The sequence below is a fragment of the Limnohabitans sp. B9-3 genome, assembly GCF_002778325.1.
GTDB classification, from domain to species: Bacteria; Pseudomonadota; Gammaproteobacteria; order Burkholderiales; family Burkholderiaceae_C; genus Limnohabitans; species Limnohabitans kasalickyi.
In genome coordinates, this window is the sequence record NZ_NESI01000004.1 from 234330 (window position 1) to 251965 (window position 17636).

Below are 17636 nucleotides of genomic sequence, written 5' to 3' on the forward strand. Positions count from 1 at the left end.
TCGCGATTCTATGAGCGCTTTGTCACGAGAAAAACCGCCTCAACATGGCCGATCGGCTATATTGCTAACCGATTAGTCATTAACCACCTTGACCCTAGAAACACCCTCCCCCCTTCTCGAGTCGGCGCCCAAACGCGAGCGCCGAAAAGAAGCACGCCCACGCGAACTGCTAGACGCGGCATTGGCACTGTTTGTCGAAAAAGGCTTCACCGCCACCCGGTCGGAAGAAGTGGCGGCCCGCGCCGGCGTATCCAAAGGCACTTTGTTTTTGTACTTTCAAAGCAAAGAGGACCTGTTCAAAGCCGTCATCCGCGAAAACATTGGCAGCCTTTTCCCTGCGTGGTTTGAAGAACTTGACACCTTTGAAGGCAGCACCGCCGAGATGGTGAAGTACGCCATGAACGTCTGGTGCGAGCGCGTCGGCAACACGCCAGCCAGTGGCATCGCCAAACTGGTGATCAGCGAAGCCCAAAACTTCCCCGACGTGGCGGCGTTTTACCAAGCCGATGTGGTGGTGCCGGGCACGCAATTGCTGCAACGCATCTTGCAACGCGGCGTCGACAGCGGCGAGTTTCAGGCCATGAACACCCACAAAGCGGTGTACGCCCTCATTGCCCCCATGATTTTCTTGATGATGTGGAAGCACTCCATGGGCGCCTGTGCGGCGTCGGCCCAAATCATCGATCCCCAAGAATTTATCCACATGCACATCGACATGCTGCTCAACGGCATGCTCACGCGGAAGTCCCCATGAAACACAAAACCCGTTGGATCATCATCGCTGTGGTCGTCTTGGCTTTGGCCGCCGGCATTTGGCGTGCCTTGGCTGCCAAACGGGTACAAAAAGAAGCAGCGGCGGCCCCTGCGGTGGTGCAGAGTCACATTGAACTGGCCCGCACTGACGTGCTGAGCGTCGACCTGCGCGACATCACCCAAGGGCTGGCCATTTCAGGCACGGTCAAAGCGCTGAGCTATGCCGTCATCAAGGCCCGTGTGGCGGGTGAGGTGAAAGAAATCACGGTGCGCGAAGGCGACGTCGTAGCAGCAGGGCAAGTGCTGGCTCGCATCGACCCCACCGAGTTCCAACGCCGCTGGCAACAAGCCCAAGAGCAAGCCTTGGCCGCCAAAGCGCAAATGGACATTGCGCAACGCCAATGGGACAGCAACAAAGCCTTGGTGGAGCAAGGCTTCATCTCTAAAGCGGCCTCCGACAACTCACTCGCCAGTTACCAAGGCGCAGTGGCCAGCCACAAAGCCGCCATCGCCGGTGCCGATGTGGCACGCAAGTCGTTGGACGACGCGACCTTGGTGGCCCCGTTCTCCGGCGTGATCGCCTTGCGCGCCGCACAACTGGGTGAGCGCGTGAGCATCGATGCCAAGGTGCTGGAGTTGGTGGACTTGAGCCAACTCGAAGTCGAAGCGCCACTCAGCCCCAGCGAGTCAATCGACGTGCGCGTGGGCCAAGTGGCCAATTTGCAACTGGAAGACCGCACCACCTTCGTGAAGGCCAAGGTGCAACGCATCAGCCCCAGCGCACAAGCCGGCAGCCGAAGCGTGATGGTGTATCTGCGCCTAGATCCAGCCCAAGGTCTTCGACACGGCTTATTTGCCAAAGGCATGTTGGGCTTGGGCAGTCGCCAGGTGATCGCGGTGCCCCTGTCTGCCGTGCGCAGCGACCGCGCCCAGCCCTATGTGCAGGTGGTTGAAAAAGTGGGCGACTCCTTCCAAGTGGCGCACAAAACCGTGGTGGTGGGCGTGACGGGCACTGACTTGGCCCAGCCCGAGTCAGAGCCCCTGGTGGGCGTGACGGGGCTCGAAGCCGGTGCCACCGTGATCAAAGGCCAAGTCGGGGCCTTGCGTGCTGGGCTGGCGGTGACTTACACCACCCCGAAAACTAACTAAAGCGCACCATGTGGTTCACCAAAGTCAGCCTTAAAAACCCGGTCTTTGCGACCATGGTGATGCTCGCCTTTGTGGTGCTAGGCCTGTTCTCTTACCAGCGCCTCAAGATCGACCAGTTCCCCAACATCGACTTTCCAGTGGTGGTTATCACCACCGAGTACCCAGGCGCATCGCCTGAGATTGTGGAGAGCGAAGTCAGCAAGAAGATCGAAGAAGGTGTCAATTCGATTGCCGGTATCAGCACCCTCACCTCACGCAGCTACGAAGGCATGTCGGTGGTGGTGGTTGAGTTTCAGCTCTACATCGATGGTCGCAAAGGGGCCGAAGATGTGCGGGAAAAAGTGGCGACCTTGCGGCCCTTGCTGCGGGCCGACGTGAAAGAGCCCAAAGTGCTGCGCTTTGATCCGTCAAGCAAAGCCATTTGGTCGCTGGCCGTGGTGCCTGACGTGCCCATGACAGCAGGCGGCGCCAGCGACAAAGCCAAAGCCTTGCAAGCGGTTGAACTGACCAACTGGGCCGACCAAGTGCTGAAAAAACGTCTCGAGAACGTGCGAGGCGTGGGCTCGGTGTCATTGGTGGGGGGCACCAAGCGCGAGATCAACCTGTACCTGAACCCGCAAGCCATGGAGGCGTTGGGCATCAGCGCAGATCAAGTGGTCAATGCGGTCAGAACCGAAACCCAAGACTTGCCCGTGGGCAGCTTGCGCTCGCTGCAACAAGACCGCGTGATTCAAATCCAAGGCCGCATGCTGCGCCCCGAACAGTTCGGCGACCTCATCGTGGCGCGCAAAGGGACCACCCCCATTCGCCTGAACCAAGTCGCCACCGTCAACGATGGTGCGCAAGAGGTGGAGAGCTTGGCGCTGTACAACGGCCAACGCACGCTGTTGATGACCGTGCAAAAGTCACAAGACGAAAACACCATTGAGGTGGTGGATGGTTTGAACAAAACCGTGGCCGAGATGCAATCGCAATTGCCGCCAGGCGTTCGCTTGGAGCAGGTGCAAGATGGCTCACGCCCGATTCGCGTGGGGGTGGCCAACGTGCGTCAAACCCTCATCGAAGGTGCTGTGCTGACGGTGTTGATCGTGTTCTTGTTTTTGAACTCGTGGCGCTCCACGGTCATCACGGGCCTGACCCTGCCCATTGCCATCATCGGCACGTTTTTGTTCATGTACTTGTTTGGCTTCACCATCAACATGATCACGCTCATGGCTTTGTCGCTGTGCGTGGGCTTGCTGATCGACGACGCCATCGTGGTACGCGAGAACATCGTGCGGCACGTGCAAATGGGCAAAACACCCTACCAAGCCTCGCTGGACGGCACGCAAGAAATTGGCTTGGCGGTGCTGGCCACCACCTTGTCCATCGTGGCGGTGTTTTTACCCATTGGCTTCATGGGCGGCATCATCGGCAAGTTCTTCCACGAGTTTGGCTTGACCATCGTGGCGGCGGTGCTGATTTCGATGTTCGTCAGCTTCACGCTCGACCCCATGCTGTCGTCCATCTGGCACGACCCCACCATCCATGCCCACGGCAAGCCCAGCACCTCAAACAACTTTTATGACCGCACGATAGGCCGCGTCACCGCTTGGTTTGACCGCAGCACCGACACCTTGATCGCGCTTTACCAACAGATCTTGCGCTGGTCGCTGCATCACAAACGTGTCACTGTGGCAATGGCTGTAGGCACATTTGTGGTGAGTGTTTTCATGGTGCCGCTGCTGGGCACCGAGTTTGTCCCCAAGGCTGATTTTTCAGAAACCAGTGTGAGCTTTTACACACCGGTGGGCTCCTCGCTGGACGTGACCGAAGCCAAAGCGCAGCAAGTCGAAGCCATTGTTCGCGAGTTCCCCGAGGTGCGCTACACCCTGGCCACCATCAACACAGGCTCGGCCAACGGCAAAATTTACGCCACCATCTATGTGCGCCTGGTCGATCGCAAAGACCGCAAACGAAACGTGGACCAAATGTCCGCGGTGCTGCGCACCCGCTTGCTGGATGTGCCAGGCATCACGGTCACCCATGCAGGCTTGCTCGACGCCGTGGGAGGCAACAAACAAGTGGAGTTCTCCTTGCAAGGCCGAGACTTGCGCGAGCTCGAACGGCTGACTGTGCAAGTGATGGCGAAAATTCGCACCATCCCAGGCTTGGTCGACTTGGACTCCAGCATCAAGCCCAACAAACCCACCGTCGATGTGCAAATGCAGCGCGAAGCCGCCAGCGACTTGGGGCTGTCACTGGGTGCCGTAGGCAACCAACTGCGCACCTTGGTCGCGGGCACCACCGTGACCAACTGGCGCGCCGATGACGACCAAACTTATGACGTCAACGTGCGCTTGAACCCCAACGCCCGCAACGCCCTGCAGGACATGGAACGCCTGCCCTTCATCATCGGCACACAAGCTGACGGCAGTCCACGCGTGGTGCGTTTGAATCAATTTGCCAAAGTGGTGGAAGGCACAGGCCCCAACCAAATCAACCGGCGCGACCTCATGCGCGAAGTGGCCATCAACGGCAACGTGTTCAATCGCTCTGCAGGCGAGGTCTCGGCAGACATTCGCAAAGTGATGGAGGGCATTCAGTTGCCGCCCGGCTATCGCTACCAGTTCAGCGGCTCCACCAAAAACATGGCCGAGTCGTTTGGCTACGCCCTCTCTGCCTTGGTGCTGGCGATTGTGTTCATCTACATGATCTTGGCCAGCCAGTTCAAAAGCTTTTTGCAACCCTTGGCGCTGATGACAGCCCTGCCGCTCACGCTCATTGGCGTGGTGCTGGCTTTGTTGATGTTTGGCTCGAGCATGTCCATGTTCTCGGTCATTGGCATGGTCATGCTGATGGGCTTAGTCACCAAAAATGCCATTTTGTTGGTCGACTTTGCCATCCGCGCCCGCGAGCCCCAACCACAAGCCGACGGCACGATCAAGCCTGGCTTGGGCCGCAACGACGCCCTGCTGCTGGCCGCCGAAGTGCGTTTACGCCCTATTTTGATGACTACCCTCGCCATGATTTTTGGCATGGTGCCACTGGCATTCGCCTTTTCTGAAGGCTCAGAACAGCGCGCGCCCATGGGTCAAGCGGTGATTGGTGGCGTCATCACTTCCTCCCTTCTGACCTTGGTGGTCGTGCCCGTGGTGTATTGCTATTTGGACGATTTGGCCCAATGGCTGAGGCGCAAGTGGGCGTTAGGCGCCGACAGCACCGCCCGTTAAAATTTAGCCCAGCTTTTCCCTATCGATTTTGGAGTTTTGAGATGAATACCCAAGCACAAGCCCGCTTCAACATGGTCGAGCAACAAATTCGCCCTTGGCAAGTGCTCGACAAAGCCGCTTTGAACGTGCTGTCGCAGCTGCCTCGCGAATTGTTTGTGCCCCAGGCCTACCAAGCCCTGGCCTACACCGACACGGAAGTGCCCTTGGCCAACGGCCACAGCATGCTGCCTCCCCGCGTGGATGCCCGTTTGATGCACGACCTCGAGCTGACTGGCACCGAAAAAGTGTTGGTCATTGGCGTGGGCAGCGGCTATTTGTGCGCGCTTGTTGCAGGCCGCGCTCAACGCGTGATTGGCTTGGAGATGGACACCGAATTGGCAGCCACCGCCCGCGACAACCTGCAACGTGCGGGCGTGAGCCACGTGGATGTGCGCGTGGCCAACGGCAACCAAGGTGCTGCAGGCGATGCCCCTTTCGACGCCATCGTGCTCGGTGGCTCGGTGGCTGAAGTCCCCCAAGCTTTGCTACAACAACTCAAAGTGGGCGGCCGCCTGTTGGCCATCGTGGGCCAAGACCCTGTGATGTGCGCCACCTTGTTCACCCGCACCGGCGACGCCGCCTGGAACAGCAAGGCCTTGTGGGATACCACGGCGCCACGTTTACAAGGCTTTACAGAGCCCAGCCGTTTCCAGTTCTAAAAGTTCGGCATGATCGACCAAATTCAACCCGCCCAGCTCTCAGACTGGATCGCTGCCCACGCCGCCGACGGCCCTACCGTTGTGCTGGATGTGCGTGAACCTTGGGAAATTCAAACCGCTTGTGTGACCGCGCAAGGGTTTGAGTTGGTCAAGATGGTGATGCACACCATTCCCGCTCGGCTGGATGAACTCGACCGCGACCGCCCCATTGCTTGCCTGTGCCACCACGGTGCGCGCAGCATGCAAGTGGCCGCTTTTTTGGCCCAACAAGGCTTTGCCCATGTGGCCAACATTGCGGGCGGCATTGACGCTTGGTCGGCGCAGGTGGATGCCACCGTGCCCATGTATTGATTGACAGAAAGACACCTATGAAGCTCTCGCGCACCCTGTTTCGCACCTTGCCCCTCGCCGCTGCGGCCGCCTTGACATTCGCCAGCGCCGCGCAAGCCCAAAGCTTGGTCGACATGTACGAGGCAGCGCGTGGCTACGACGCCAGTTTCATTTCGGCCAAAGCCCAGTTTGAAGCCAACTTGGCCAAGGCCAACCAAACGCTGGGCGGCGTGCTGCCGAACATTGCGTTGTCGGCGAGTGTGTCGCGGACTTACTTTAATTTCCGCCCAGATACGCCTTTCACCCATCCGACAGACCCCACTAAATCTTTATTAGCTTCTGAGCGTTTTTACGGCACAGGTTCCGCCTCCCTCACGTTGACCCAACCTATCTACCGCCCTGCCGCTTGGGCCGCCTACAAACAGGGCGGCCGTTTGCTTGAGCAAGCCGCTGCGCAATACGAAGCCGCCGAGCAAGACCTGTTGGTCCGCGTTTCGCAAGCCTACTTTGATGTGCTGACCAGCGAAGACAGCTTAGCGTCGGTCAAAGCTCAAAAAGAAGCCGTGCAAGAGCAACTGGCCTCAGCCAAACGCAACTTTGAAGTGGGCACCTCTACCATCACCGGCGTGCGCGATGCACAGGCCCGTTTTGACCTGAGCACCGCCCAAGAAATTGCCGCTGAAAACGACCTGCGCATCAAACGCTTAGCGCTGGATTTGGCTGCAGGTGTGAGCAACGCCAAACCCAAAGGCCTTGCCAAAAATTCGACCTTGATTGCTGCGCCCGCAGAAGATGTCAGTGTTTGGGTCAGCCAGTCTGAAGCAGCCAGCCCCGCTGTGCGCCAAGCGCAGTTGGCTTTGAGTGTGGCGTCACTTGAAGTTGACAAAGCGCAGGCTGGACACAAGCCCACATTGGATGCACAACTGTCCTACTCAGGGGTGCGTAACGATGGGGGCAACGTCACCGGCACCGTGTCGTCACACATCTACAACCCCTCTGCTGCCCTCGTCTTGAACGTGCCCATCTTCGCGGGCTTCTCTACGCAATACCGCATCAAAGAAACCGTGTCTTTAGAAGACAAAGCACGTTCCGACTATGAGAACGCACGCCGCAACACCGCCCAAGCCACACGCACCGCCTACTTTGGTCTGGTCGCGGGTTTGAGCCAAGTCAAAGCGCTGGAAGCCGCCGAAGCCTCCACCCAAAGTGCGTTGGATGCCAACAAACTGGGCTACTCGGTGGGCGTGAACATCAACATCGACGTGTTGAACTCACAAAGCCAGCTTTACCAAACCAAACGTGACTTGGCCAAAGCACGCTACGACGTGTTGGTGGGTAACCTCAAACTGCGCCAAGCCAGCGGCACCTTGACGCCGAAAGACTTGCAGCCGATCAACGCTTTGCTGGCCCCTTAAACGCTCGTCTTTACGCCCCTAGTCAGCGCCCAAACCCAGCGTACAAAGCGCTGAAGCGTAATCAGGGTGCGTTGAGGTAAGGCCGTAGCGCCTGAGCCGTGCGCTGTGCTGCGCCTTTGTGCGCTTGTGAAAACGCCCAGCACGCTTGCACATGCGCGTTTTCATCAGCCGCTGACGCCACCATTTGCAAAGCCGTGACCACGGCCTCGGCCATATCGGCCACACGCAACGCTGCGCCCGCGGCCTCGGCCAACTCGGCCGCTTCGGCAAAGTTAAAGGTGTGCGGGCCCATCACCACGGGGCAGCCGCAAGCCGTGGCCTCAATCAAGTTTTGCCCACCCAAGGGCGCAAAACTGCCGCCCAAAAGCGCCGCATCGGCCAAGCCGTAATACAACGCCATTTCGCCCAAGGAATCACCCAACCAAATGGGGTCATCGGCTTGGGCCACATCGGGGCCATTCACCCAAGCACTGCGGCGTGACACCACAAACCCACGTTGTGTGATGAGCGCGGCCACCTCGTCAAAGCGCTGCGGATGACGCGGCACCACCAGCCAATGCACAGCATGAAAGTGGTGCTGTGCATCCAGCGGCGCATCTTTGAGGGCTTGCAAGGCATCCAACCACATGAGCTCTTCGCCCTCGCGTGAGCTGGTAAGCAACACCACCGGGCGCGTGAGACCTTGCTTCCAAGCCGTGGCTTGCAGCAGTTGCTGCGCATCGGGCTTGGCGTCAAATTTCAAATTGCCCAACACGCCGTCGACCTTGGCACCCAGTTGCCGCAAACGCTCAGCATCGGCTTGGGTTTGGGCAAACACCGCCGTCAAGCCTTGGTAAGCCGGACGCGACAACCAAGACAAACGCTGGGCTTGGCGCATGCTTTTCTCACTCATGCGGGCGTTCACCAAGAGCATGGGCACATCGGCTTGACGACACAGCGCCACCCAGTTGGGCCACACCTCAGTTTCTAAAACGATGGCGGCACGGGGGTGAAAATGCTGCAAAAACCGCTGCACCACCGCTGGTGTGTCCCACGGTTGCCACACCTGCACATCGCCATCTTTTATCAAACTGTGGCCTTGTGCGCGCCCCGTCGCCGTGCCGTGGGTCAGCAAAATTTTCAACTCTGGTGAGGCCGACATCGCTTCACGCAAGGATTGCAACAACACGGCGGCAGCGCGAGTCTCACCCAGCGACACCGCATGTACCCACACATAGACCATCCCACTTTGTGCCGCACTGGGCTGGGTGTAATAACCAAACCGCTCGTCGATGGCCTCTAAATAGCCAGGCTCATCCGCACCACGGCGCTTGAGTTTGCGGCGCAGCAGGGGTTGCAGGGCTTGCAACACCCAGCCGTAAACCGTGCGCGTCATAGCAGCGCGGCTCATGCTTGCAAACACTTTTGCCATGCATGCCACACCGCATCAACCGTGGGGGTGGGCGCATCGATCACACTGGTTTGACGGCGTAAACCCTCAGGGCCCGTGCGCCATGCGGTGTCAAAGTTGTAAATCTGCACATGCGGCAAGTCGAGCGCCACCGCGATGTGGCTCAAACCGCTGTCCACCCCAATCACACCGGTACACGGCGCCATCTGGCTGGTGAGTTGATCCAGAGACATGCGCGGCCAAACGATTGCGCCTGGCAACATCTCGGCCAAGGCCTCGCTGCGCAAACGCTCTTCATCGTTGCCGTGCGGTAACACCACGTCTAAGCCTGTGGCTTTCAAGCGCTGCCCCAATTCATACCAGTGGGACAAAGGCCACTCTTTGTCAGCGCGCGAGGTGCCGTGCACGAACACCACGAGGGGGTGCGTCGGCAAAGAATCGGGTGCGTTCACGTTAGCGTTGGGTTGTGCTTGCCCCAGCCCGTAATTCACCGATGCTGGCACCTCGTAACCCAAAGCTTTGGCGCACAACACACGCCCGCGATCGACCGCATGGATGTACGGCGTGATGTGTATGGCCACATCGGCCACCCAACGCGTGGGGCGTTCATAGCCTGAGCCATCGGTGCGGTTGGCCATGGCGTAGCGTTTGCCGTTGGGGGCCAGACGCGCCAGCCAAGCCACGACAGCCGATTTGGTGAGACCTTGCAAATCGATCACCACGTCATAGGCGTCGCGCTGCAAATCGGCTTTGAAGGCTTGCCACTCGGCACGGGTTTGTGCACGCGTGTTCGACTTGAAGAAGGCTTTGCGCCAACGGCGCAGCTCACACGGAATCACGCGGTGCACGGCCGCACAGCGCGCCGCCATGGGCGCAAAGCCACGCTCAACCACCCAGTCAATTTGGGCGTGGGGGAACGCAGCTTGAATGTCCATCACAGCGGGCATCGTGTGCACCACATCGCCCAAGGACGAGAGCTTGACGATGAGCACTTTCAAGGGTGCTTGACGGCCCGACAAACCAGACGAAGCGGGCGACCCTGATGTGGTGGGCAGGCCCAAGGGTTCAGTCTCGCTCAATGCGCCGCCTCTTGAAACGCCGCATCGGGCTTCACACGGCGCAACAACGCCAGCATGTCGTGCTCAATGCGGGTCAGCGCTTCTTGGGTTTGGCCTTCAAAGCGCAACACCAAGACCGGTGTGGTGTTGGAGGCACGAATCAAACCAAAGCCATCGGCCCAGTCGATGCGCAGGCCGTCAATCACACACGCTTCAGGCTTGAACTCGGGCGAAGGCAGTTCGCCCGAAGCCACCAACTGCTGCAGCTCTGCGCTCAAACGGTGGGGCTCGCCCTCGGCGCAGCCCACGTTCAACTCAGGCGTGGAGAAACTGGTGGGCAAGGCGTCTAACACCGCATTGGCATCGGGGCTGCGGCTCACGATTTCGAGCAAGCGGCAGCCTGCGTAGGTGCCATCGTCAAAGCCGTACCAACGTTCTTTGAAGAAGATGTGGCCACTCATCTCGCCGCCCAAAGGCGAATCGACTTCTTTCATCTTGGCTTTGATGAGAGAGTGGCCTGTTTTGAACATCAGCGCTTGACCGCCCGCTTCGCGAATGGCAGGGGCCAACCGCTGCGAACACTTCACGTCAAACACAATCGCGCCGCCAGGCACACGCGACAACACGTCGCGGGCGAACAAGGCCATTTGGCGGTCAGGGTAAATGTTGTTGCCGCCTTGGGTGACGATGCCCAAGCGGTCACCGTCGCCGTCAAACGCCAAGCCCAGTTCTGCGCCCGAAGTTTTCAAGGCTTGGATCAGGTCTTTCAAGTTTTCTGGCTTGCTGGGGTCGGGGTGGTGGTTGGGGAAATTGCCATCCACCTCGCTGAACAGCTCAACCACGTCGCAACCCAGCGCACGGAAGATGCCGGGTGCCGTGGCACCTGCAATGCCGTTGCCGCAGTCGACCACCACCTTCATGGGGCGGCTCAAACGCACATCACCCACGATGCGGGCCACGTAATCGGCCGTCACGTCCACCTGCTTGACGCTGCCGCCCGCTTTGAGCACCCAACTCTCCGCTTCCATGATGTGCCGCAGGCCCTGGATTTCTTCGCCGTAAATGGCACGGCCACCGAGGACCATCTTGAACCCGTTGTAGTCCTTGGGGTTGTGACTGCCCGTGACTTGAATGCCACTCTTGCACAGCGTGCTGGCTGCAAAGTACAACATGGGCGTGGTGACCGCACCCACGTCGATCACTTGCACACCCGCCGAGACCAATCCACGGATCAGGGCCTCTACCAAGGAAGGGCCACTCAAACGGCCATCGCGGCCCACGGCCACCGTGGTTTCACCCGAAGCGGCGGCGTGGGTGCCAAAGGCACGGCCCAAGGCTTCGGCGACATCGGTATTGAGGGTGGAGGGCACGACACCACGGATGTCGTAGGCTTTGAAGATGGAGGCGTTGAGTTGCATGGTTTTCATTGTAATAAGCCCGCACTATGATCAATTCCCATGAGTCACAGCGCACACCTGCCACGCATCGTTCAAACCGTGCGCACCAGCCCACTCGGGGCCATGCTGTTGGCCGCAGCCCCGCAAGGTTTATGCGGTGTTTGGTTTGTCGGCCAGCAACATTCGCCAGACAACACCCCATGGCACGACGATGACACACACCCCGTTCTGGACGCAGCGCATCAACAGTTACAGGCCTATTTCGACGGCCAACTTCAAACCTTTGCGCTGCCTTTGCAATTCATGACGGGAACGCCGTTTCAACAAACCGTATGGCGGGCACTCCAAAATATTCCCTATGGGCACACCACCACTTATGGCGACATTGCCCAGCGTATCGGCAAACCCAAAGCCGTGCGCGCCGTGGGCGCCGCCATTGGCCGCAACCCGTGGAGCGTGGTCGTACCCTGTCACCGCGTGGTGGGCGCCAACGGAGCGCTCACAGGTTATGCCGGGGGGTTGGATCGTAAAAAACACCTGTTGGCCTTAGAAGCCCGCATGAGCAGTCGAATCAACTGAATGAACGAAACCGTCTTGCCTTGGCGCCAATGGGTGCCCGAATTTGTGCTGCTCGCGCTGGTGTGGGGCACCTCGTATTTATTCATGCGCGAAGGTGCCTACGCCTTTGGCCCATGGGCCACCTCATGGGTGCGCGTCAGTTTGGCGGCGTTGATGCTCACGCCCGTGCTGTTGTGGCGGGGCGAGGCCGGATTGCTGCGCCAACATTGGCGCCCCACCTTCTTCGTGGGCTTGTTGAATGCAGGTATTCCCTTCGCGCTGTATGCGTATGCGCTGCTGCACATCAGCACGGGCTTGTCGTCGATCTTGAATGCCACCACGCCGCTGTTTGGCGCGGTGATCGCTTGGTTTTGGCTGGGCGACAAACTCAATGCACTGCGGGCCATCGGGCTGGCCTTGGGGTTTGGTGGCGTGGTGCTGCTGGCCAGTGACGTGACTGGGGACATTTCGTTCAAAGCGGGTGGCTCAGGGGTGGCAGTGGCTGCGTGTTTGCTCGCCACGTTTTGTTATGGCTTGGCAGGCAGCTTCACCAAGCGTTACTTGCAGGGCATTCCGTCGATGGTGACCACCAGCGGCAGTTTGTGGGGTGCGAGCTTGGGGTTATGCGTGCCCGCCTTGTTGACTTGGCCTGACGCGTGGCCACCTCTTCGGGCTTGGGTCGCTCTGGCCATTGCGGGCTTGCTGTGCACGGCCTTGGCCTATGTGCTGTATTTCCGCCTGATGACGCGCACCGGGCCCGCTCGCGCCATGACCGTGACCTACCTTGCGCCCGTGTTTGCCAATGTGTTGGGTGTGGTTTTTTTAGACGAGACCGTCACGCTTTGGATGATGGGCTGCGCCATGGTGATCGTGCTGGGCACCGCCTTGGCCTCGGGCTTGGTTCAACGTCGGACTTGATTCAACCCAGTCATTGACTCGTACAAGACAAACCCTAGGTCTTGGCGCGCTCGAGAAGCATTAGCATGCTAACCATTCAATTTAAACGAGGAGTTTTCTGTGCGCATTGCCACCTACCGCCATCAAGATCAACGCCATGTAGGACAAGTGTCTGCCGATGGTCAAACCGTCACCGCCTTTGACGTGCCCGCCGATGTGGCCCAGCACGGCGCGCTGCGTTTGATCGAAACCGTGATGGCCGGCGGCACCTTGCCCGCATTGAGCAGCCAAACCGTGGCGGTGGCCGATGTGAAACTCGAAGCCCCCATCCCCCTGCCCCGCCGCAACATTTGGTGCGTGGGCCGCAACTACCACGAACACGCCAAAGAGCTGTCCACCTCCGTCTTCAAAGACAGCAACACCAACACCCAAGCGTGGCCCATCGTGTTCACAAAAGTACCCGAGTGTGTGGTGGGCCCGTTTGACGACGTGGTGTTGCCAGGCGGTGCCGTGTCGGACCAAATTGACTACGAATCAGAGCTGGCCGTCATCATTGGCCATGGTGGCAAAAACATCGCTGCCGCTGACGCCATGAAGCACATCTACGGCTACACCATCGTCAACGACGTGACCGCACGCGACGTGCAAATGCGCCACCAACAATGGGACATGGGCAAGTCGTTTGACACCTTCTGCCCCATGGGCCCGTGGTTGGTAACCGCTGACGAACTCGACGGCACAAAGACCCGCGTGCGCGGCATCATCAATGGTGAACAACGCCAAGATGGCCCCACCGAAAATATGATTTTCGACATCCCCACGCTGATCGAAACCATCTCACGCGGCATCACGCTGTACCCCGGCGACATCATCGCCACGGGCACCCCCGCCGGTGTGGGCATGGGCTTGAAGCCACCCCAGTATTTGAAAGCGGGTGACGTGGTGCGCGTCGAGATTGACGGCATTGGCCATATCGAAAACAAATTCGTCTGAGCGTCCAAGTCACGCCCACAGACAACTGACAGGAGACACCCATGACCACACGCCGCCACCTCTTGCTTCGCGGATTGACCGCTGGCTTACTGAGCGCCACCGCTGCATGGCCCGCTTTGGCGCAGGAAGACTACCCATCGCGCCCCATCACCATGCTGGTGCCCTTCCCGCCCGGCGGCGTGGCCGACACCGTGGGTCGCCCTGTGGCCGAGGCCATGGGCCGCTACCTCAAACAGTCGGTGATTGTTGAGAACAAAGGCGGCGCAGGCGGCGGCATTGGCATGGCGCAAGTCGCCAAGTCCAAGGCCGATGGTTACACCGTGCTGATGGCGCTGTCGTCGCTGGTGGTTCTGCCCGAGGCTGACAAAGTGCTCAAACGCGCGCCCATGTTTCAGCTCGACCAGCTCAAACCCATCGCACGTTTCAGCGCTGACCCCACCGTGTTGGTGGTGAAGGCTGACAGCCCTTGGAAAACCTACGCCGAATTCATGGCCTACGTCAAAGCCAACCCTGCCAAGGTGTCGTTTGGTTCGTCGGGCAACTACGGCACCATGCATGTGCCGATGGAGCAGCTCAAGGCAGCAACGTCTAGCTTCATGCTGCATGTGCCCTACACCGGCGCAGGCCCTGCAGTGTTGGCCTTGCTGTCTGGGCAAATCGAAGCCTTGTCGACAGGGCCCGCGAGTGTGGGTCAACAAATCAAGGCCGGCAAACTGCGTGCCTTGGCCCATTGGGGCGATAGCCGCTTGACAGCCCTGCCCGATGTACCCAGCTTGAAAGAGTTGGGTGTGCCCATCAGCTACGCGCAATGGTCGGGCATGTTTGTGCCTGCCAACACGCCAGCTGCGGTGGTCGAGAAGTTGCGTCAAGCTGCCAAATTTGCGGCTGCTGACCCACGCGCCAACCAAGCACTGACAGCCGCAGGCACCTCGTTCATGTTTCAAGACATGCCTGAGTTTGAGCGCTACGTGCAAACCGATGCCAAAGACATGGCCGCGCTGGTGCAACGCATTGGCAAGGTGGACTGAGCCTGATACAATAGCTGATCGCTTTAGTCGACTTCTAGCCCGCACCTCTACAACGTGCGGGCAGCCCTTTCAGCAGAATGGGCCTTATTAGTAAATTCCCACTTCTTTGCGTATTTTTATTGGCCCATACACAGGGCTAATTTGTCTCGTTTTATTTTTGAGCTATCCATGATTCCAGCTATTCATTTCCAAAACCATGCCATCACATTTGGCAAATATCGCATCGCCGCTTGCCCACGCGCCCTACCCTGCGGTCGCTTTGCCGCTCAAGTGTCGGTCGCCAGCGGACGCGGCAGTGCCAGCACCGACCGCGTGATTTGTTTCACCGACGACTTTGCCACGCATGAAGCCGCCGCCAGCTTCTCGATGGCGCAAGGCCTAGATTGGGTGCAAGGCACCCACCAGCCGCATTAAGCTGCCAATCTGAAGTTAGACACTTCACGGCGCGTGGCGTCAGCGGTGCTCGACAACTCCATCACACTGGCCGTCATTTCCTCAGACGCAGCCGCATTGCTGCGTGCGATGAGGTCCAGCTCAGACAAATTGGCATTGATTTGCTCGATGGCGCTGGCCTGCTCTTCCAAAGAGGCTGACACGCGCTGCAGCAAACTGTCGGTCGCTTGGGCACTTTCACCCACATGCGCCATGTCTTCGCTGACCGCCTTGACTGCTGCGACGGCCTTGGCGGTTTCGTTGGATGCCTCTTGAACCAGCAACGCAATTTCTTGCGAACTGGCCGCGCTGCTGACCGCCAACTTGCCCACCTCATCCGCGACAACAGCAAAGCCCTTGCCGTGCTCACCCGCGCGGGCAGCTTCAATGGCAGCATTGAGGGACAACAAATTGGTTTTGTTGGCAATCTTCTCGATCACTTCCGTGATCTTGCTGATCTTTTCTGAGTTGCTCGCAATGGCGCTGACGACCTCGACCATCATCGACATCTTCTGCACGCCGGCTTGCACGATTTGCACCGACTCGCGAGACTTCTGTGACGCCATTTCCGTGTTCTTAGACACATCCGAAATCGCGAGACTGGACTGGCGAACCGCCGTGGAAACTTGGCTGATGGCCACCGTTTGACTTTGCGCACCATCGGCAATTTGTCCAATCGCGGAGGTGGTTTCATTCGAAGCCGCAGCGAGCTGACGGGTGTTGACGTTGATTTCTTTCATGGTCTTCACCAAGGCTTCCAGAGAAGCGTTGACGTTCTCGCGCAGCACATTCAAGTCGCCCGAGCCAATCGCTTGCACCCGATGGCTCAAGTCGCCGGTTGAAACATGACGCATCACCTGCCCCACATCGCCCAACATGGCTTGCAACGACGACATGGCGCGCTGCGCACTGGTCAAAGCTTTGCGGTACTCGCCTTGCGCGTCCACTTCGACTTTGAATGAGAAATCGCCCTTGTGCAGCGCCAACATGGCGCTGTTCAACGTGGCAATGGTGGCCTCCACGCTAGCCAAACTGTTATTCACCGAGTTTTTCAGGGTGTCCATGTCGCCTTTGAGCGCTGAATGGACTGGCTTAGAAAAATCGCCCTCAGCCAGAGAAGCCATCACCACGTTGACCTCGTTCAAGGCGTCAGCAATCACTTGCATCATTCGGTTGAAGGACGCCGATGTCATCGCGATTTCGTCTGAGCCACTGACACTCACCCGTTGTGACAAATCAAAGCTGGCAGAGATCTGGTTCATCGAGCTTTGCAAGGCCTGCAAAGGCATTTGGATGCTGCGTGTGATCCACACCGTCAACGTCAAAAACAAGGCACCCAGCAGCAATGTGAGTGTGATGGCGATGAAGAAACTCCGCGCAGCGGCGTCTGACAAACTGCGAGCGTTCTCGATCAAATGGCTCGACAAGTTGTCATCATGCGCTTTAAGGATGTTCATCTTCTCCGACACAGCCGCCCACCATACCGTGGGCGCAATACCGAAACTGCCTTCTGCCGCTTTGCTCAACACCTGGCCGCGCATGGCCAGAGACTCTTTCACCGCAGGCTTATCCAAAGCCAAAGTGAGGGCTTGCACATCAGCGGCGCTGGCGGTTTGGCGATACAGCACATCAAAGTTGTCTTGACGCGCGATGGTGCCAATCAGCTGCGATTGCGTAGCCGCCTCAAGTGGCTTGTCCGCTGACAAGGCCGCGTTGATGGCGGCGCGCTCGCGACCCGCGAACTCCTTCATGCTAATGAGGTAAGCGTAGGCGCGTATGCTCTGAGCAAACTCAACCGAAGGCGAAAAATCCACGGCGGTGTAAACGGTTTCCACCAAGGCGTTGATGCGCTCGGAGTACCACTTGATCGCTGCGCCGCCAGTGAGTGCTTTGGCGTCGATTTGCTGTCGCTGTGCGTCCAAGGCCTGGCGCAAAGCAGGCAACTTGGCTGCGGGTTGGGTGCCGGCGCTGGCCACAGCGCCAGAATCGGCCATCAAACGGGAGACCGTGGCGAGGGCTTGGGTGAACGTGGCATCGGTTTTGGCGCGCTGGGTTTTCAGAGCGGCGGCTGCTGCCTCACTGCCGCCAGAGGCCAAAAAGCCCCCCGACATACCGCGCTCAGACTGCAACTGGTGCACCAGTTGCCCCAACACGGCCACCTCAGACACCACCTCGGCACTGACTTCGTACTGGTTCTTTTGTGTCCAAAAGTCCCATACCTTGCTGGACGACAGAACCCCAAGCGCTATCAGCAAAGGCAACACCAAAACCATGAGCTTGGTTCTAATTTTCAAAGATTGGATCAAAGCAAACATTTGATTTCCCT

At 58.8% G+C, this 17636-nt stretch carries 15 protein-coding genes; 11 read left to right on the forward strand and 4 right to left on the reverse strand.

The features are described from left to right. The first annotated feature begins 88 nt into the window (after positions 1-88). From B9Z42_RS08870 to B9Z42_RS08895, 6 genes are read left to right on the forward strand one after another with little or no spacing between them, the layout of a single operon-like run. Positions 89-754 (forward strand): TetR/AcrR family transcriptional regulator, encoded by a 666-nt coding sequence (locus B9Z42_RS08870; RefSeq protein WP_100132998.1) that lies wholly within the window; start codon positions 89-91, stop codon positions 752-754. Beyond that, positions 751-1902, forward strand: coding sequence for an efflux RND transporter periplasmic adaptor subunit (locus B9Z42_RS08875; protein ID WP_100132999.1), 1152 nt, complete (start codon positions 751-753; stop codon positions 1900-1902). Before B9Z42_RS08870 ends, B9Z42_RS08875 begins: the two co-directional genes overlap by 4 nt. Positions 1903-1910: 8 nt before the next feature. Further along, positions 1911-5114, forward strand: coding sequence for an efflux RND transporter permease subunit (locus B9Z42_RS08880; protein ID WP_100133000.1), 3204 nt, complete (start codon positions 1911-1913; stop codon positions 5112-5114). A gap of 41 nt (positions 5115-5155) precedes the next feature. Next, on the forward strand, positions 5156-5812 hold the full coding sequence (locus B9Z42_RS08885; protein ID WP_100133001.1) for a protein-L-isoaspartate O-methyltransferase: 657 nt from the start codon (positions 5156-5158) through the stop codon (positions 5810-5812). A gap of 9 nt (positions 5813-5821) precedes the next feature. Continuing rightward, positions 5822-6163 carry a rhodanese-like domain-containing protein gene (locus B9Z42_RS08890; RefSeq protein ID WP_100133002.1) on the forward strand — a complete coding sequence of 114 codons (342 nt, stop codon included), beginning with the start codon at positions 5822-5824 and terminating at the stop codon, positions 6161-6163. Positions 6164-6180: 17 nt separating this feature from the next. Beyond that, positions 6181-7557: a TolC family outer membrane protein gene (locus tag B9Z42_RS08895; RefSeq protein ID WP_100133003.1), complete on the forward strand. Its 1377-nt coding sequence runs from the start codon at positions 6181-6183 to the stop codon at positions 7555-7557. Between the two features lie 61 nt (positions 7558-7618). Here B9Z42_RS08895 and B9Z42_RS08900 read toward each other — a convergent pair whose 3' ends face one another. The 3 genes from B9Z42_RS08900 to B9Z42_RS08910 are packed head-to-tail and all read right to left on the reverse strand — an operon-like array spanning position 7619 to position 11423. Then, positions 7619-8947: a 3-deoxy-D-manno-octulosonic acid transferase gene (locus B9Z42_RS08900; RefSeq protein WP_233203578.1), complete on the reverse strand. Its 1329-nt coding sequence runs from the start codon at positions 8945-8947 to the stop codon at positions 7619-7621. Then, positions 8944-10026 carry a lipopolysaccharide heptosyltransferase I gene (waaC, locus tag B9Z42_RS08905; RefSeq protein ID WP_233203579.1) on the reverse strand — a complete coding sequence of 361 codons (1083 nt, stop codon included), beginning with the start codon at positions 10024-10026 and terminating at the stop codon, positions 8944-8946. The genes B9Z42_RS08900 and waaC overlap by 4 nt, the downstream gene beginning before the upstream one ends. Continuing rightward, the gene (locus B9Z42_RS08910; RefSeq protein WP_100133071.1) at positions 10023-11423 is read right to left on the reverse strand and encodes a phosphomannomutase/phosphoglucomutase; all 1401 of its coding nucleotides are present in this window, start codon (positions 11421-11423) and stop codon (positions 10023-10025) included. The genes waaC and B9Z42_RS08910 overlap by 4 nt, the downstream gene beginning before the upstream one ends. Before the next feature lie 39 nt (positions 11424-11462). Between B9Z42_RS08910 and B9Z42_RS08915 the strand changes: the two genes are divergently transcribed. The 5 genes from B9Z42_RS08915 to B9Z42_RS08935 all read left to right on the forward strand — a co-directional run bounded on the left by B9Z42_RS08915 (position 11463) and on the right by B9Z42_RS08935 (position 15292). Continuing rightward, on the forward strand, positions 11463-11981 hold the full coding sequence (locus B9Z42_RS08915) for a methylated-DNA--[protein]-cysteine S-methyltransferase (protein ID WP_100133004.1): 519 nt from the start codon (positions 11463-11465) through the stop codon (positions 11979-11981). Beyond that, a complete protein-coding gene (locus tag B9Z42_RS08920) occupies positions 11982-12878 on the forward strand; it encodes a DMT family transporter (protein ID WP_100133005.1) in 897 nt (298 codons plus the stop codon). A gap of 99 nt (positions 12879-12977) precedes the next feature. Next, entirely contained in the window at positions 12978-13850 is an 873-nt protein-coding gene (locus B9Z42_RS08925; RefSeq protein WP_100133006.1) for a fumarylacetoacetate hydrolase family protein, read from the forward strand. 41 nt (positions 13851-13891) lie between these two features. Then, a complete protein-coding gene (locus tag B9Z42_RS08930) occupies positions 13892-14878 on the forward strand; it encodes a tripartite tricarboxylate transporter substrate binding protein (RefSeq protein WP_100133007.1) in 987 nt (328 codons plus the stop codon). Between the two features lie 168 nt (positions 14879-15046). Continuing rightward, positions 15047-15292, forward strand: a complete 246-nt coding sequence (locus tag B9Z42_RS08935; protein WP_233203580.1) for a hypothetical protein — start codon at positions 15047-15049, stop codon at positions 15290-15292. Here the strand turns inward: B9Z42_RS08935 and B9Z42_RS08940 are convergent. Continuing rightward, on the reverse strand, positions 15289-17625 hold the full coding sequence (locus tag B9Z42_RS08940) for a methyl-accepting chemotaxis protein (RefSeq protein ID WP_100133008.1): 2337 nt from the start codon (positions 17623-17625) through the stop codon (positions 15289-15291). The two genes, B9Z42_RS08935 and B9Z42_RS08940, sit on opposite strands and share 4 nt — an antisense overlap. Positions 17626-17636 lie beyond the last annotated feature (11 nt).

What these genes read in the sequence shown, in the direction of transcription:
- B9Z42_RS08875 (WP_100132999.1), top strand. Translation starts at nt 751, where the DNA reads ATGAAACACAAAACCCGTTGGATCATCATCGCTGTGGTCGTCTTGGCT.
- B9Z42_RS08880 (WP_100133000.1), top strand. Translation starts at nt 1,911, where the DNA reads ATGTGGTTCACCAAAGTCAGCCTTAAAAACCCGGTCTTTGCGACCATG.
- B9Z42_RS08885 (WP_100133001.1), top strand. Translation starts at nt 5,156, where the DNA reads ATGAATACCCAAGCACAAGCCCGCTTCAACATGGTCGAGCAACAAATT.
- B9Z42_RS08890 (WP_100133002.1), top strand. Translation starts at nt 5,822, where the DNA reads ATGATCGACCAAATTCAACCCGCCCAGCTCTCAGACTGGATCGCTGCC.
- B9Z42_RS08895 (WP_100133003.1), top strand. Translation starts at nt 6,181, where the DNA reads ATGAAGCTCTCGCGCACCCTGTTTCGCACCTTGCCCCTCGCCGCTGCG.
- B9Z42_RS08900 (WP_233203578.1), bottom strand. Translation starts at nt 8,947, where the DNA reads ATGAGCCGCGCTGCTATGACGCGCACGGTTTACGGCTGGGTGTTGCAA.
- B9Z42_RS08910 (WP_100133071.1), bottom strand. Translation starts at nt 11,423, where the DNA reads ATGCAACTCAACGCCTCCATCTTCAAAGCCTACGACATCCGTGGTGTC.
- B9Z42_RS08915 (WP_100133004.1), top strand. Translation starts at nt 11,463, where the DNA reads ATGAGTCACAGCGCACACCTGCCACGCATCGTTCAAACCGTGCGCACC.
- B9Z42_RS08920 (WP_100133005.1), top strand. Translation starts at nt 11,982, where the DNA reads ATGAACGAAACCGTCTTGCCTTGGCGCCAATGGGTGCCCGAATTTGTG.
- B9Z42_RS08930 (WP_100133007.1), top strand. Translation starts at nt 13,892, where the DNA reads ATGACCACACGCCGCCACCTCTTGCTTCGCGGATTGACCGCTGGCTTA.
- B9Z42_RS08935 (WP_233203580.1), top strand. Translation starts at nt 15,047, where the DNA reads ATGATTCCAGCTATTCATTTCCAAAACCATGCCATCACATTTGGCAAA.
- B9Z42_RS08940 (WP_100133008.1), bottom strand. Translation starts at nt 17,625, where the DNA reads ATGTTTGCTTTGATCCAATCTTTGAAAATTAGAACCAAGCTCATGGTT.